The sequence below is a fragment of the Microbacterium sp. AK031 genome, from assembly GCF_024807145.1.
Lineage (GTDB): Bacteria > Actinomycetota > Actinomycetes > Actinomycetales > Microbacteriaceae > Microbacterium.
Genome location: NZ_JANUCA010000001.1, coordinates 35,068 through 50,523 on the forward strand (window position 1 = coordinate 35,068; position 15,456 = coordinate 50,523).

The following is a 15,456-nucleotide window of genomic DNA, read 5'->3' on the forward strand; positions in this document are numbered from 1 at the left end:
TCGGATCACTCCAGCTTGCCGAGTTCGACGAGGCGCGCGAAGTCGGCGTTGTGCTCCTTGACCTCCTCGAACGTGCCGGCGGCGGCGACGGAGCCGGAGTCTAGGTAGATGAGCTCGTCCGCCCCGCGCACCGTCGAGAGGCGGTGCGCCACCACGATGATCGTCATCCGCCCGCGCAGTGCGTTCAGGGTCTGCGCGATCTCGTGCTCGGTCGCATTATCGAGCGCTGAAGTGGCCTCGTCGAGCACGAGCACGCTCGGCTCGCGGTAGAGCGCCCTGGCGAGTCCTACACGCTGCCGCTGCCCGCCAGACAGACGCACGCCTCGGTCGCCGACGGGGGTGCTGAGACCATCGGGGAGCTGGCCGATCAGACCTCGCAGCTGCGCCATCTCGAGCGCCGAGTCGAGGCGCTTCTCGTCGACATTCTCCGGTGCGTCGCCGAACGCGATGTTCGCGCTCAAGGTGTCGTTCGTGAGGAAGACGTCCTGCGGAACGACGCCCAGCTCCGCATACCAGGCGGCGGGATCCTCATCGATCGGGCGGCCCCCGCTCGTCACGGTTCCGCTGGTGGGGGTGAGCAGCCCGAGTACGAGGTCGAGCAGAGTGCTCTTGCCCGCGCCGCTCGAGCCGACGAACGCCGTCGTCTGGTCGGCGCGGATCCTCAGGGTCAGGTCGTCGATCGTCGGGGCATCCGCGTCGTCGTAGCGGAAGGTGACGTTCTGCAGCACGATGTCGCCGAGGAACCGCTCGTCGCTGCGGCGCTGCTCGTCATACGGGGTGTCGGCGCTGAGCTCGTCGAGGGTCTCGGTGAGGATGCGCAGGCCGGCCTGGCCGCTGCGCACTGTGGCGAAGTTGGACGTGATGCGGGTCATGGTCGGCAGGGCACGCATCGACGCAGCCGCGAACAGTCCGAGCACGGGCAGCACCTGCGTGCCCTGCCCGATCGCGGTGAGCACCCAGGCGATCGCGATCACGGCGACGATGAAGGCGACCTCGAGGAAGTAACGTGGGATCTCCGCGAGGATCGAACGGGCGCGGTTGAGGTCGGCGCGGCGCAGCTGTGTGGTGCGGAAGCCGTCGACCAGCGTCCCCGCGCTGGATGCGAGCCGTGTCTCGCGGAACCCGTCGAGCGCGGGCATCAGGAACTGCCAGCTCTCCAGGCTCGCCTGCGCGGTCTGCTCGCCGATGCGCAGTTGGCGCGGCCGCAGCACGCGCTGCGTGACGGCGATGAGCAGCCCGAAGACGACGACGGTCAGCAGGGTAGCGACCGGCGAGTTCACAGCGAGTACGACGGTGATCGCCACGAGCACGAGGTAGTCGCTGAACAGGCTCACTACACCCAGCAGCACGCTGGAGGCCTGCGAGGTGCAGTCGGTGATCTTCCAGTACGTCTCGCTGATCGCGCGGGTGCGGTGCTTGGCGAACGGCGAGAGCACGAAGCGCCGCATCAATTCGGATGACGCGCGTGCCGACACCCGGGAGGTGCGTCCGACCAGCCACCAGCGGAACATCAGAGCGCCGATGCTCTTCAGGATGAAGGCCACAGCAACCAGGGCGGCGACGGCGGGGATGAGCGCCGAGACATCATCCGTGCCGAGCACGTCGGCTGCGGCGCGGATCACGAAGTTGTCGCCAGTCTCACCCGTCACCAGCTGCATCAGCGGAACCATCGCCGCGACGCCGATCGTGTCGAGCGCCGCGAGGGCGAGGGAGGCGAACACCGTTCCCGTGATCCACGCGACGGGCTTCGCTCCGGTGACGAGGAGCAGCCGGCGAAGCATCGTCGGGATGCCGGGAGAGGTGCTCATTCTTCACCTTTCGATGGCGCGGGCTTCTCTTCAGAACACCTGTTCCAAAATGCCGAGATTAGGCTAAGATTAGCGCGTCGTCACTCATTCAGTGCTCTGTGGGAGAGCCCGGGGTGGCGACGGGGACAATTGGGGAAACCTCATGGTTGACAATGCAGCGACCACTTCGGAAGGCATCAGCCGCCGAACCGTCACCAAGGCGATGGCCTGGGCTCTGCCCGCGATCGCGGTAGCCGCGCCGATACCCGCATTCGCGGCATCCGGCCTCACTCCGACCATCACGCCGGGCGCCGCGTGCAAGGCACCGGGCAACAGCTGCAACCCGATCGTCAAGGGCTACAGCGTTCCCGCCACGGTGCACAATCCGAGCGACAAGACCATCTACGTGACGGCGATCGTCATCAACGTGAACACCAGCGGCATCGCCTTCGGGTTGAACCCGATTCCGCCGCTGCCGTGGGAGGTCCCCGCCGGCGGCTCGCTCAATGTGAACTTCAACGCCACGAGCGGCAACAGCGCCAACCTCGACTTCGAACTGGGCTTCAGCGTCACGTGGGGTCACGCCGCCGACGGCTCCGACACCGAGCACGACCCGATCCAAGTGACGGTGACCGTTCCGGCCACGCCGCCGGACTGCTGCAAGTGATCTGACCGGGTAGGTCGCCCCCTAACGGGCGGCGCCTGGTCGAAGCCACTTGCGACCTGCTCAGCGGATCGTCGTCAGAATCTGACGCATCTGCCGTACCCGTGCGCTCCAGTCGATATCGGCGACATCTCCCGGGGCGTCCGGCATAGGTGAATTGAGCGCGCTTCCGATCGCATCGGCGAAATCCGATGCTCCCGCGATCCGGACGCGCGGATCAGCGCTGTCGCGGAACCCGGCGACCGGGGTTGCGACCACCGGTCGTCCCGCAGCCTGGTATTCGTAGAGCTTGATCGGGTCGAGGCTGTCGGTGAACGCCGTGACCCGATGCGGCACGATCAGCACGTCGGCATGCTGCAGGAGTGCGGGTACGTCTCTGCGATCGACGGGTCCGAGACGCAGAGTTCCCGCAGCGTCGAGCCGGTCGCGGTCGGTCGCACTCAGCAGATCGGGACCCGCCAGCACGAGACGGGCATGGCCTGCGAGTTCACCGGCGACCCGCACACACAGATCGGCATCCAGGCGGTCGTCGTGCAGCGTGCCCAGATACAGGGCGATGGGAGCGGGGGGCAGCACATCGGGTCGGGTGGAGGGCGTGCGGTAGGCACCAAGATCGACGCCGTTGGGGACGAGATCGATGCCGCCCCGCTGCGAGCTCTTGCGGCGCACGAGCTCGGGGGAGCAGGCCACGACCGTGTCGGCACGATCCAGCAGCAGCGCCTCGCCGGCGGCGATCCGCTCGAGCTCGGCGGCCGGGCGTGCGGCACTCAGCCAGTCGTCGGTGATGTCGTAGAGTGATCGCCACCCGGTGAGCGCGACGATGCCGGCCGCTGCCGGATCGTTGACCCAGAGCACCGGTGCCATGAACCCGAGCTGCGTCGCCGCACGCCGGATCGCCCGTGCCCTGCGGTCATCGCCGCCGGAGTCCACGCGGCGGGGGAGCCACTTCACCGGGCGGAGCGTCCACAGCCGCTCGCCGATCTGCGTCACGGGCGCGCCGAACCGCGGACTGCGGCGTCCGCGCAGATCATGCAGCGGATCATCCGGCGGCTCCACGAACAGCACCCGCATAGTCGGATCAGCGGAGAGGAGTCCGGCGATGAGGTACTGGTTGCGTCGCCATACGGCATCCCATCGCTCGAGCGAGAGCACGACGAAATCGTTCATGCGGCTCTCCTCGCGATCGCGTCGCGGTACACCGCATCCGTGCCGGCGACCTGCCGTTCGATCGAGAACTCCGTGACCGCGCGCTCCTGGGCCGCGGCCGCCAGGCACAGGCGTCGATCCGGATCATCTGCGAAGGCGCGCAGGGCGGCCGCCGCATCGGCCACGTCATCCGGGCGGAACAGTGCACGCTCGTCGAGTCCCTCCAGCAGGTCGAGGTGACCGGCCGCACCGGCGGCGACCGGAGCTAGACCGTGCGTCATGGCCTCCAGCACGGCCAGCCCGAGCCCTTCGATGGGACAGGTCGCCAGCAGCAGCGAGGAAGAGGTCAGAAGTTCGGGCACGTCGTCGCGGAAGCCCATCAACAGGGCCGCATCGCCGAGGCCCAGGTCGTCGATGAGAGCTTCGAGTTCGGCGCGGTCCGGTCCTTCGCCGAGAATGACGAGCCCCCAGCCCTCGGCGGCGAGACCGGATGCCGCGAACGCCCGCACGCCGATTGCGGTGTGCTTCTCGGGCTGCAGCCGCTGCACCATGAGGATGCGGCGGGCGACGGGATGACGCGGCAGATCGGCTGGGGCTTTCGCGGCGGCGGGCAGGCCGGGATGCACGACCGTGCTCGCGATGCCGGTGGCCGAAGCCACGGCCCCGCTCACCGCGATCTCGGCATCGACCCGGCCGAGGAACGGATCGATCGACAGCGGCCCCGCGTGTGCGCGACGGCCGGCGAAATGACGCGTCGAGACCAGCCCGGTGCTGCGGCCGAAGAGCGCGATGGCGGATGCGGCGTCCGCCGCCGTCATGTGCGAATTCACCACATCGGCGGGAGTGCGACGCACCATGCGCATGACGTCGAGCGCGGTGCGCGCGGCGACCACCTCGACGCCCGCCTGATCGAGCGTCGCGTGCATCTGCTCGGGCGCTCCGCCTGCCACGGTGACGTGATGGCCCTGCTCGGCCTGCGCGGCGGCGAGGCGTCGCACGAACTGCTCCACGCCTGCGAAGCGGTCGGACGCGACGGTGTGGAGGATGCGCAGCGGCGTCATGGCGTGGCCTTGTGCGCGCCCGTGGCACGCGGACGGAAGCGCGCCTCGACACCAACCGGGCCGAGTCGGTAGATCGCCGCACGGCGCCGCGCCTGCGCCCGGCGTTCTCCACGCAGCACGGCGGTCCGTGCGATCGCGCCGACCCACCCCGCGGTGCGGGCGACGGCCCAGCCGGCCGCGCCGAAGTGCTTGCGGAAGTAGCGCTCCTGCGACGCGAAGAAGTACGCCTCGCGGCGGCGCGGATCCGTGCTCGTGCCGCCCGCGAGGTGCCGTGCCGTCACATCGCCGACCGCACGATGCCGCCATCCGAGCCGGTGTGCACGGTAGGCCCAGTCGGTCTCCTCGGCGTAGAGGAAGAACCGCTCATCGAAACCGCCGACCTGTGCGAGCGCTTCGGTGCGCAGCAGCAGCACAGAGCCGATCACGAATCGGGCACCGCGCTCGAAGCGACCGAGGCCCAGGGCATCCATGACCGCCCGGTGCGGGGCAGGGAACGGCCATTCCACTCGCGCGCGGCGGCCGTCACCATCGATCTGAGCCGGGCCGACGCTGGCCAGCGACGGATCGGCGTGCAGCGCCTGTTGCAGTTTCTCGATGCCCGCCCGATCGATCTCGGCATCCGGATTCAGCAGCAGCAGGTCGGCGCCGGGAAGCAGGCGATCGGCCAGTGCGAGGTTCACCGCCGCACCGAACCCGAGGTTCGCGCCGGAGTCGCGGTAGCGGATGCCGAGCTCGGCGCACAGCGCGGCGATCTCGGGAAGAGAGGAGTTGTCGATCACGGTGACGGGGAGCGCCGCGACCGGTTCGAGCGCGCGGCGCAGCATCTGCGGCGATCCGTAAGCGACGACGACGACCTCGGGGGACGCTTCTCCGGACAGGTCGACGGACTCAGTGACCGGAGATGCGAGAGGCTCAGCGACCGAGCCGCGCACGACCGAGCGGTACAGCTCCTGATACGCGCCGGCAACGCTGTCCCAGCTGCACTCCGCGGCGCGCATCCGTCCGGCCACCACCAGTTCCTCGCGCCGGGGGCCGGAGGCCTCGATCAGCGCGGCGGCGAGAGCCGCGGCATCCTCGACCGGCACAACGATCCCCGCATCGCCCACGACGTCGGGCAGTGCCCCGGCATCGCTCGAGACCACCGGCACATCCGACGCCATGGCCTCGACCGCAACGCGGCCGAACTGCTCTGTCCAGCCGTCTCGTGGCACCGACGGCACTGACAGTACGTCGATGGCGCGGTAGAACTCGTCCACGTGCGTGGGGTCGACCGCCCCGATCAGCTCGACGCGATCCTCGATGCCGCGCTGCCGAGCCAAATCCGCGAGCGCGCTCTCGAGAGGTCCGGAGCCGCCGATCCGCGCGTGCAGCCGCGGCTCGAGCACAAGGGAGTCCAGCAGCGTGGCGATGCCCTTCTCCGGCACCAGGCGCCCCAGCATCCCGACGGTGACGTGATCGTCCGCGGCAGCGGGGCGCGCTACGGCGGCGGCACGGGGCGGCGTGTCGGGGACGGCATCCACCCCGAGCGGGATCACGCGCGCACGCCCCGCGAAGCCCTTGGCCTCGGTGATCCGCGCGGCCTCGGTGTTGCACGCCGAGATGCCGGCGGCGCGGCGCAGCGCCCAACGCTCCAGCCACCGGAACGGCACCGGGTAGCGTTTGTGCAGGTTCTGCGCCGTGTACAGCACGACCGGTGCAGGATTGCGTCGCAGCATCCGCATCACGAGCACCTCTGCCGTGCTGAGCGCGAACGGCTCCTCGTGGATGTCGATCACGTCCCACTTCTCGCCGAGAGCTCGCCAGAGGGGTCGTGGGTCGTACACGAACAGTGCGGGGTGGGTGCCGAAAGTGCGGGCGGGAATGACGTTCTCTTCGGCGGCGGCATCCAGATCGACCCATACGCCACCGGCGTGCCACCGCTGCGCGGTGATCAGTGCGACATCGTCGCCGCGCACGCGGAGGGCGTGCTCCCGACCACGCCATGCGGCGATGGCGGCGCTGTGCGAAATCCGCAGTACCCGCACATTGCCTCCCCAGGATATGCTGCTGTGTCAGCAACACTATCCGTCCATCCATGCGCTGGGGAGTGCAGGACGGATAGCAGCCTTCTGGGGAGGCATTCTTTTGGGGAACTCATATTCGAGTGCGCGCGCCCTGCGCGTCGTGCATCTCGATCACACGACCGTGCGCGGCGGCGCTGAACTCGCCCTCGTGCGTCTGCTCGCCGCAGAGCAGGCCGCACCGGAACCGGCGTGGGTCCCGGCGGTGCTGGTGCCGGCGATCGACGAGGACGACGTGTTCGCGCAGCTGCCCGACTCTGTCGTGCGGCGTACGCGCGGTGTGCGTCAGAGCGCAGGTGGCAGCGGATCGTCGCCCCTGCGCATGGCAGGGCTCGCCGCGAGACTGCTGTGCCAGGCCGTGCTCACCCGCACGCACCCGAACGTGCGCACGGCGGACGTCGTGATCGCCAACAGCACCAGGGCGGCGGCGTATGCGGCACTGGCACTCCAGTTCTCGCGCACGCCGCTGGTCGTGCAGCTGCGCGACATGATCGACGAGGAGAGTCTTGGCGCGCTCGGATACCGCCTGATGACGAAGGTCGTGCTGCCGCGGGCGGACGCGGTGATCGGCAACTCCAGGACCACGCTCGCCAAAGCGCTGCCGTTCGTGCGGCCAGGAACGGCGGCGGTCGTCATCCACAGCGCATCCGGGCTGACGGTCTCGGCCCCTCGCTCGCCGCGTGCGCGACCGACCGGCCCGCTGCGCATCGGCATGCTCGCGCGCATCGATCCCTGGAAGGGACAACTCGAGCTGCTGGAGGCGTTCGCCGCGGCCTTCCCGACCGGTACGGCCCAGCTCGAGCTCGCCGGCGGAGCGCCGTTCGAGCACGCCGCGTTCGCGCAGCGTCTGCGGGAGCGTGCGGCGGAGCTGGGGGCGGCGGATCGCGTGCATCTGCTCGGTCACGTCGACGACACCGCCGCGCTGCTGCAGCACTGGGACATCGCGGTGCAGTACTCCACACGTGCCGAGCCGATGGGCCAGAACGTGCTGCAGTACCTCGCGGCCGGCACCGTCGCGGTCGTCGCCGAGGAGGGCGGACCGGTGGAATGGGTCGATGACGGCGTCAACGGGCGCACAGTGCCGCCACGCAGCGTGGCGGAGTTGAGCAGGATGCTGCACGAGCTCGGCGGCGACCCGGCGCAGCGCGAGCGACTGGGGGCGGCGGCCGCGCAGACGCCGGGGCTGCTCGACGATGCCGCGGTCGCCGCCGCACACGCCGAGGTGTTCCTCGACGTGTGCCGTCTGCGATCCGTGCGCCGGGCATAAGCTGACGCCGTGGACTCTCTGGAGACGACACCGATCTCACTCGACATACGGATCGAGTTCAGTCGCGCCGCGGTCGAAGTGATCGCGCGGCGCATCGGGGTCCGCCTGCTTCATGTCAAGGGAACGACACTGGACGGCACTCTGCGGAGTCGGCGGCGCAGCGGCACCGACGTCGATGCCATGGTGGATCCTCTCGCCATCCCGACGATGCACGGCGCGTTGCTCCACCATGGGTGGACCGTCTACAGCTCCTTCCTCGAAGGGTCGCCGTTCGGGCATGCCCAGACCTATCACCACCCGGAGTGGGGCTACCTCGACCTGCACCGCACATTCCCCGGCATCGGGCTGCCCGATCAGGACGCATTCGACGTGCTGTGGGCGGCGCGCGAGACCCATGTCGCGGCCGGTTTCGCGTGCGCGATTCCGTCGATCGACGCGCAGGCGGTGCTGTTCATCCTCAACGCCGCGCGCGATATGGACAGGCTCGGCGGCGAAGCGCTCGCGCTGTGGGCAGGCCAGGGGGAGGAGGCGCGGATCCGCAGGTCGAGACTCGTGCGGATGCTGCGCGCAGAGGTCGCGTTCGGCGCAGGGCTCGACGACCTGGAGCGATACCGTCATCGGCGGGAGTACCTGCTCTGGAAGACGGTGTCGCAAGGCGGTGGACGGCTCGCGGAGTGGTGGGGGCGGATCAAGGCCGCGCCCACGTTCGGCGACGCGCTGCGCACGGCCGCTCAAGCGCCTCGTGTCAACCGTGCCGTGCTCGCGCACGAACTGGGCCGCGAGCCCGACAGTCGTGACGTGTTCTTCGCCTTCCTGCGGCGGATCGGCACGGCGTTTCGGACCACGAGACGGCCGAGGGAGCGAGCATGACGCGCTTCGTGCAGGCCGCCGACGTCGGCGTCATCGACGACGGGATCCGCGTGTTCGCCGCCGCTCTCCCCGATGGGCCGATCGTGGTGCTTGCCGACATCGCGGCCGCCGTCTGGCGTGCGGCGCCAGGAAGAGACGTGGAAGCTCTCGCGGTGCAGCTGATCGAAGACGGAATCTGCACGGAAGACGACGCGCACTCGGATGCCGCGCTGTTCACGCACGCGCTGATCGACGTGAAACTGCTGCGCGAGGTAGACGACTGATGGAACCAGCGTTCATGGCAGCCCCGCTGATACTCGCGGGTGTGCTCCTCGCCAGCGGGGTGGCGAAGCTGCGGCATCCGGAAGACGAAGCCGCGTGGGCCGATCTCGGCGTCCCCGCCGCCCTGCGCCGCGGCTGGTTGATGCGCCTGCATCCGTGGGCCGAGCTGCTGCTCGCTGCCGCCCTGCTGGTGCTCGGCGGGGTACTGACCGCGCTCGCCGCGGCGTGCGCGGTCATCCTGTTCGGCGCGTACCTGGTGCTCGTGGCGCGCCGCCTGACCGCGGGCACGGATGCCTCCTGCAGCTGCTTCGGTGCGCCGGAGCCCATCACCTGGATCACGATCGTGCGCAACGCCTGGTTCCTGCTGCTGGCGACCGTCGCGGCCGCCGTCACGTGGGCCACGCCGCTGTTCGGCGGGCCGCTCGCCGCGCTCGGCGATCAGTGGGTCTGGCTTGTCGGCATCGCGGCGGCCGCCTTCACCGCCGTACTCGTGCTGTGGCATCCGGCATCCGCCGGCCACCTGGTCGAGGCGGGTGTGCCGACGATCGCCGACAGAACGAGCTCAAAGAGTGGAACCGTAGCCGAGGTGGACCCGGCGGAGTACATCCGCACTCGCACGCCGGCGGTGCCCGTCATGCTCGCCGACGGCAGCACGGTGAATCTGCGGCAGCTCGCGGCGCGCGGGCCGATGCTGCTGCTCGCCGTGAAGGAGAACTGCGGGGCGTGCCTTCCGGTGATCGACGCGGTGCCGAGGTGGCGCGAACTGCTGCCGGAGGTGGCAGTGCGCTTCCTCCTGTGGCCGGCGCCCGAGAACAGCGGGCTCACTGAGCGCTCCGAGCCGCAGTCGCTGCACGATCCTTACTTCTACGTGCAGGGATCGATCGCCGACTGGGCGACCCCCGCGGCCGTGCTCATCGGTGCTGACGGTTTCCTGGCCGGCGGTCCCGTGTCGGGGTACGACGACGTCTCGGCGTTCGTCGGCGACATCTACGAGAGCCTGCACGGGGTGCGCCCTGACGTGTGACAGCTCAGCCGCAGCCTTCTGCGGTGAGCTGCTCGCCGACCGTGCGCACCATCGGGGTGTGCTGGATGTCGAGCGGGCCGTACTCGCCGGGCGCCCCGGTGAAAGTGGCCTCGACGGTGTGCGTCTGACCTGGAGCGTTCTCCAACGACACCTTCACCGCGGGCCGGCCGAGGTGCGGGAGCACCGTTGCCTGAACGGTCTGACCGTTGACCGTCACGGTGGCCGCTGTAGCGCCGACCGGGCCATAAAGGACCAGATCAGTCGCGATCGTTCCCTTGGTGAAGAAACGTCCCGGTGCGACGTAGTCGGCAAGCTGGCCCACCTGATCCGCGGCGAGAGTATTCGTCAAGGCGGCGGCCATCGTGAAGGCAGGTGCATCCGGCGCGGTGCACTGCGTCGATGTCGCAGCGACGTCGAGCTGCATATAGAAGTCGAGCTTGCCCTCTGTGACATCGTTGACGTACGCACCGACCACGGTTGACTCGAAATTATCGGAGGGGAGGCGGCCGGACAGGCGCGACTCGCCCACGAGTGCGACCTCGGCTTCCGACGATGGCGCGTAGATCAGTCGTCCTTCGTCGACTGCCTTGCCCAAGCTGTCGAGCAGCGCCTTGGTATCGGCTTTGCCTGACACAACAGCGTCGAAAACCGACGAGGCGGCCGCTGCGAAGAACGCATCCTGCAACGTCGGCTCCGGGACGAGGGAGTACACCTGACTGAGCAGCAGCGAGACTGCGTTCTCGCTCGTGAGCTCGATGGGTTGTTCGAGCACCTGCAAGGTCTCGCCGTCGATCTCGGCTGGAGGGGGATCGATCGCCGTCGGACCAGTCGCCGCCAGCAGGTAGCTCAGCGCGACGGGGTCGAATGACACCACGGCATCCACAGGCGTGCCGAAGGATTCGGCCCAGAATGCGCGGATCAGAGCAGCGGTCTCGGTGAAGTCAGGGCTCAGCGTGGTGTCCATGACGTAGCGACCGATCTTGCTGCCGTAGAGAGCTTCCGTCTCGGGATTCAGCGCGATGATCGGCTCAGGGCGGGCATTCTCGAAGTCCTGACTCGACGCCTGCTGCGTGATGCTGATCCGGCCCTGATCCGCCGTGATGAGCACGATGGCGGCGGGGTTGCCGCCGGTGCCGCGGGATTCGGCGTTGTTCTGGAAGACCATCAGGTAGTTGCGTGGTGCCTCGGCGCCGAGGGCGGTCGGCAGGACGCCGATGATGTCCTTGGCAGGACCCAGCAGCGGCTGCATCTCGTCTACGGCGCCCGTGAGTTGCGAGAGTGCGCCCTCGACCTGCGGGATGAGCGCCTCGCGATCGATCGAATCGAGATCCGTCGCGGCCTTCTCCACGGCATCCGCCGCCTGGGTGACAGCCGCCTGCATGTCGGTGATCGCCGCGAGGTTGATGGCGCCGTCCACCGGGGTCAGCGCGTTGAGGCTCAGGCTCGTGGCCGGCGTCAGCGCGTCGGTGACCAGGTCATCGGTGACGACCGCCGCAGTGCGCACCGCATGCAGATTGGGGCCGACGAACGGCACCCACTCGAGGCTCTTCCACATGTCGTCATCCGTCTGCTCACGGGCGTCTGCCGTGAGCGCGGAGAGCGTCGCGGCGGTCGCGGCGGCTCCCTCCGGGTCGCCGGCGAGGATCTGGTCCTTGGCGGTGGTGGCGAGCGGCAGCGCCTGCTCGAGAGAGCCTTTGGCGGCCATGGCGCGGTCGTAGAGCCGATTGCCCACGAGAAGGCCGACGACGGCGATGACGATGAGCAGCAGCACGATGCTCACGGGTACCCAGAGACGGAAGCTGCGAAGCAGTGGCCGGCGCGGTCTGTCGGCGCGGCGGGCGCGCTCGGCTGCTCTGGTCGTCATGGACTCATCGTACGAGTACGGCGCAGGTCGTTCCTGCGGGAGTGCTCAATACGCCCCTCGCCGCTGCAACACCACGCGCAGGGTGCGCCACAGGATGGCGACATCGCTGGTCAGCGAGCGGTTCTCGACGTAATAGAGGTCAAGGCGGATGCTGTCGTCCCACGACAGGTCGGAGCGGCCGCTGATCTGCCACAGCCCCGTGATCCCCGGCTTGACGAGCAGGCGCCGCTGCACCCACTTCTCGTACGTGTCGACCTCGCTCATCAGCGGAGGGCGGGGTCCCACCAGCGACATGTCACCGCGCAGTACGTTGACCAGCTGCGGCAGCTCGTCCAGGCTGAACCGCCTGAGCGTGCGGCCCAACCGGGTCACCCGCGGATCGCTGCGCATCTTGAAGAGCACGCCGTTGCCGTCGGACGCGGACAACAGATCGGGCAGGCGCTTCTCGGCATCGGTCACCATCGTGCGGAACTTGAGCATCGTGAAGCGCCGGCCCTCGAGCCCGACCCGACGCTGATGGAACAGGGCAGGGCCCCCGTCACGGCGCACCATCACGGCGAGCGCGAGAAAGAGGGGACTCAGCACGACCAGCGCGAGCGACGAGATGACGACGTCGAACGCGCGCTTGGCCGCGTAGCGAGAACCAGTGAAGGCCGGATAGTCGACGTGGATCAGGGACAGCCCCGCGACCGGCCGGGCATGGATACGGGGTCCGGCGATGTCGGTGAGCGCGGCCGCGACGATGAGGTCGACGCCTCGGGACTGCAGATCCCAGCCGAACTGCCGCAGCTGCGCAGGGCTGATCAGATCCGAGCCGCTGTAGACCACGGCATCCACGCCCACGAGATCGGCGCCCGCGACGGCCTCCTCAAGGCTGCCGACGACCGAGATCCCCGGGAGAAGTTCGACACCCGGTCCGCGTTCGGTGAGAGCACCGGTGATGACCAGGCCGGAGGCGCTCTCGCGCTGCATCTCGCGGGCGATGTGCAGCGACTTGGCGTGCTCGCCGACGATCACCGCGCGGGAGAGGAAACGGCCCTCCTCGCGCTGGGCGGAGAGCCACCGCCGCCACAGCCAGCGGCTGCCGACGAGCGCCGTCAACCCTGCCGGCAGAGCCAGCAGCAGGTATGCGCGCGCGACGTCGACGTGCAGCAGGAAGGCGAAGATCGCCAGCAGACCGAACACGCGGATGCTGGCATCGACGACCCTGCGGTATTCGGCCCAGCCGCTGCCGACGACCTTGGCATCCCTGGTGTCGTACAGGCGCAGTCCGCACAGCCACGCGAGCACGAACATCGCCGAGACAGCTGTGTACGCCACGTCGAAGCCTGCGTCCGTCACCCCGGGGATGTACAGGTCGGCGCTGCTCTGGCCGAAGCGCAGAGCCTGAGCGCCGAACACGACACCCACGACGATCAGCGTGTCGGTAAGCAGCAGCCGCCACGCATACTCTCGCTGCCATCGTCCGCCCTGCGCCGCAACGAGGGTGTTCTCGGCCGTGGTCGGCACCGCTCGAGTGATCGGTGGTGCCGCGGCGATCCCCGTCGGCAACGTCGCCGCTATGCGTCTGTCCTGCCTCCGCGGTTGCGGTGTCAGAAAGATGTCCCCAGATAATGCCACAATCCCTCCCCAGAGAATGCGCGCCCCAGTTGCTCCCGACAACGTCGGAAACTGCCCCCTGCAGAACAGGAGACGATGTCAGCGTCGCCCCAGCAAACGCTGCTTTCCCCCCGCTTACGCCGAGGGCCCAGATCCGCAGTCTAACCCCGGGGTGGGGATTGCGAAACCCGCAGATGGAGCCGGCCGAAGCGGTGGTCATGTCTGTAGTACCGTTGGGCGTGATTATGGAGGGGATGCCGTGGTGACGAGTTCGACGTTCGCCGTCTCCGCGCTGGGTGCCAGGATCGAGTTGGCGTTCGCCGAAGAAGTTCCGGAGGACGTGGTCGCCCGCATCCGACGCTCGTGGTCGGGCGCGGCGATCGAGCCCGGTTCTGCTTTCGCTGTCGACTCTGCGTCGGCTGCGGATCAGGCACCCGACGTGCGCATCGAGGTCGACGCAGTCGGCGATGTGGAACATCGCCTTGAGACGCTGTCGACCAGGGTGACCCTCGACGCGCTCGCTCACAACCGCGGGCGGCTGGTGATGCTGCACGCCGCCGGTGTCGCTCTCGAGGACGGACGCGTGATCGCGTTCGTCGGTCCTTCGGGTCGGGGAAAGACGACTCTCAGCCGTACGCTGGCGCAGCACTACGGCTACGTGTCGGACGAGACGATCGCGTTCGATGATGAGCTGCGCGTTCTGCCGTACCGCAAGCCATTGTCGGTCGTGCGACCCGGTGCGCCGAAGGATCAGGTGTCGCCCTCGGACGCAGGACTGCGTGAGCTGCCTGCTGCTGACCTTGCGCTCGCGGCGATCGTGCTGCTCGAACGCGATCCGAGTGCGGCGGAGCCGGAGCTCGAGCATCTGCATTTCGCAGACGCCGCGCCGCTGCTCGCCGCGCAATCCAGCTATCTGCGCGAGTACGAGGGGACGGTCTGCGCTCTCGCCGAACTCTGCGATCGGGCGGGCGGTGTGCGGTTGCTGCGATATGCCGAGGCGACGGACGTGCCGGCGATGATCGACGCGCTGCTCGTTTCGGATCCCGCCCCCGCCCCGTGGAATCGGATGCGACTGGACACGATCGACGCTGAGGGAACTGCGTCGAGCGCGGATGCCGTCGACTTCGGCGACACCGTGGTGGCGTTCTCCGATAGCACCATGCGCGTGCTCGAGGGGATCGCCCCGGCGGTTTTGCATGCGGCGGGCGAGTCGTCCGATCTCGACCGGATTGTCAACGCGGCTCTCGACGTGCATGGAGCGCCGCCGAGCGGTGATGCTGCGGTGATGGTGCGCGACGTGGTGGCAGAGCTCGTCGAGGTGGGGCTCGTGTCGGCATCCGTCCTGGTGGCGGCGGACGTCAACTGATCACGGTTCGCCGTTCGGCGGATGCCGGAGTCATCGCGAGTCGGCCGATGACGCGTACGAAAAGGCAGCCGACGACGGCGCCAGCCGTGTTCGCGATCAGGTCGGAGATCGTCGAGAAGCGCGTCGGCAGGAAGAGCTGGACGAACTCGATCGCGCCGCTGGTCACCAGACCGAGCACGGCCAGGTGCCATGTCTTCAGGCGTGACCATCCGATCGCGAGCAGCAGTCCGAACGGAATGAACAACGCGATGTTCGCGACGAACTCCAGCACCGTGTAGGTGTAGAAGAACGGTATATCCAGCCGGTACGCGAGCGATCGTGCGATCCGCCCGACGATGCCGGTCACCCGGCTCGCCTGGTCACCAGGCAGCCACACGATCAATGCCAGCGCGATCGTGTACGGCACGAGGAGGATGCGCGAGATCAGCGCGAGCATCGACACTTTGGGCATAGGGCGAGCGTAGCGAGGTGGGCTGTGCGTCGACAG

Annotated in this window: 13 protein-coding genes; 6 read left to right on the forward strand and 7 right to left on the reverse strand. The window is 68.7% G+C overall.

The genetic code is table 11. The features are described from left to right. Positions 1-5: 5 nt before the first annotated feature. Positions 6-1,808: an ABC transporter ATP-binding protein gene (locus HDC95_RS00175; protein ID WP_259061173.1), complete on the reverse strand. Its 1,803-nt coding sequence runs from the start codon at positions 1,806-1,808 to the stop codon at positions 6-8. A 142-nt stretch (positions 1,809-1,950) separates the two neighbouring features. Between HDC95_RS00175 and HDC95_RS00180 the strand changes: the two genes are divergently transcribed. Then, a complete protein-coding gene (locus HDC95_RS00180; protein ID WP_259061174.1) occupies positions 1,951-2,454 on the forward strand; it encodes a hypothetical protein in 504 nt (167 codons plus the stop codon). Between the two features lie 60 nt (positions 2,455-2,514). Here the strand turns inward: HDC95_RS00180 and HDC95_RS00185 are convergent, their stop codons facing one another. Genes HDC95_RS00185 through HDC95_RS00195 form a run of 3 tightly spaced genes read right to left on the reverse strand, consistent with a single transcriptional unit; the run spans position 2,515 to position 6,682 of the window. Then, complete coding sequence (locus tag HDC95_RS00185) at positions 2,515-3,618, reverse strand: glycosyltransferase (RefSeq protein ID WP_259061175.1); 1,104 nt, start codon at positions 3,616-3,618, stop codon at positions 2,515-2,517. Further along, positions 3,615-4,658, reverse strand: coding sequence for a glycosyltransferase (locus HDC95_RS00190; RefSeq protein WP_259061176.1), 1,044 nt, complete (start codon positions 4,656-4,658; stop codon positions 3,615-3,617). The genes HDC95_RS00185 and HDC95_RS00190 overlap by 4 nt, the downstream gene beginning before the upstream one ends. Next, a complete protein-coding gene (locus tag HDC95_RS00195; protein ID WP_259061177.1) occupies positions 4,655-6,682 on the reverse strand; it encodes a glycosyltransferase in 2,028 nt (675 codons plus the stop codon). The genes HDC95_RS00190 and HDC95_RS00195 overlap by 4 nt, the downstream gene beginning before the upstream one ends. Before the next feature lie 100 nt (positions 6,683-6,782). Here HDC95_RS00195 and HDC95_RS00200 point away from each other — a divergent pair, with 100 nt between their 5' ends. The 4 genes from HDC95_RS00200 to HDC95_RS00215 are packed head-to-tail and all read left to right on the forward strand — an operon-like array spanning position 6,783 to position 10,140. Next, positions 6,783-7,985, forward strand: coding sequence for a glycosyltransferase family 4 protein (locus HDC95_RS00200; protein ID WP_259061178.1), 1,203 nt, complete (start codon positions 6,783-6,785; stop codon positions 7,983-7,985). Positions 7,986-7,994: 9 nt separating this feature from the next. Then, the gene (locus HDC95_RS00205) at positions 7,995-8,855 is read left to right on the forward strand and encodes a hypothetical protein (RefSeq protein WP_259061179.1); all 861 of its coding nucleotides are present in this window, start codon (positions 7,995-7,997) and stop codon (positions 8,853-8,855) included. Next, positions 8,852-9,118, forward strand: coding sequence for a hypothetical protein (locus HDC95_RS00210; RefSeq protein WP_259061180.1), 267 nt, complete (start codon positions 8,852-8,854; stop codon positions 9,116-9,118). The genes HDC95_RS00205 and HDC95_RS00210 overlap by 4 nt, the downstream gene beginning before the upstream one ends. A gap of 14 nt (positions 9,119-9,132) precedes the next feature. After that, positions 9,133-10,140 carry a MauE/DoxX family redox-associated membrane protein gene (locus tag HDC95_RS00215; protein ID WP_259061181.1) on the forward strand — a complete coding sequence of 336 codons (1,008 nt, stop codon included), beginning with the start codon at positions 9,133-9,135 and terminating at the stop codon, positions 10,138-10,140. Between the two features lie 4 nt (positions 10,141-10,144). On the opposite strand, the gene HDC95_RS00220 is transcribed toward HDC95_RS00215, so the two are convergent. Next, complete coding sequence (locus tag HDC95_RS00220; protein WP_259061182.1) at positions 10,145-12,004, reverse strand: DUF4012 domain-containing protein; 1,860 nt, start codon at positions 12,002-12,004, stop codon at positions 10,145-10,147. A gap of 45 nt (positions 12,005-12,049) precedes the next feature. Next, complete coding sequence (locus HDC95_RS00225) at positions 12,050-13,513, reverse strand: sugar transferase (RefSeq protein WP_259061183.1); 1,464 nt, start codon at positions 13,511-13,513, stop codon at positions 12,050-12,052. Between the two features lie 352 nt (positions 13,514-13,865). Between HDC95_RS00225 and HDC95_RS00230 the strand changes: the two genes are divergently transcribed. Then, on the forward strand, positions 13,866-14,969 hold the full coding sequence (locus HDC95_RS00230; RefSeq protein WP_259061184.1) for a hypothetical protein: 1,104 nt from the start codon (positions 13,866-13,868) through the stop codon (positions 14,967-14,969). Here the strand turns inward: HDC95_RS00230 and HDC95_RS00235 are convergent. After that, positions 14,962-15,420 (reverse strand): VanZ family protein, encoded by a 459-nt coding sequence (locus HDC95_RS00235; protein ID WP_259061185.1) that lies wholly within the window; start codon positions 15,418-15,420, stop codon positions 14,962-14,964. The genes HDC95_RS00230 and HDC95_RS00235 overlap by 8 nt on opposite strands. Positions 15,421-15,456: the final 36 nt, after the last annotated feature.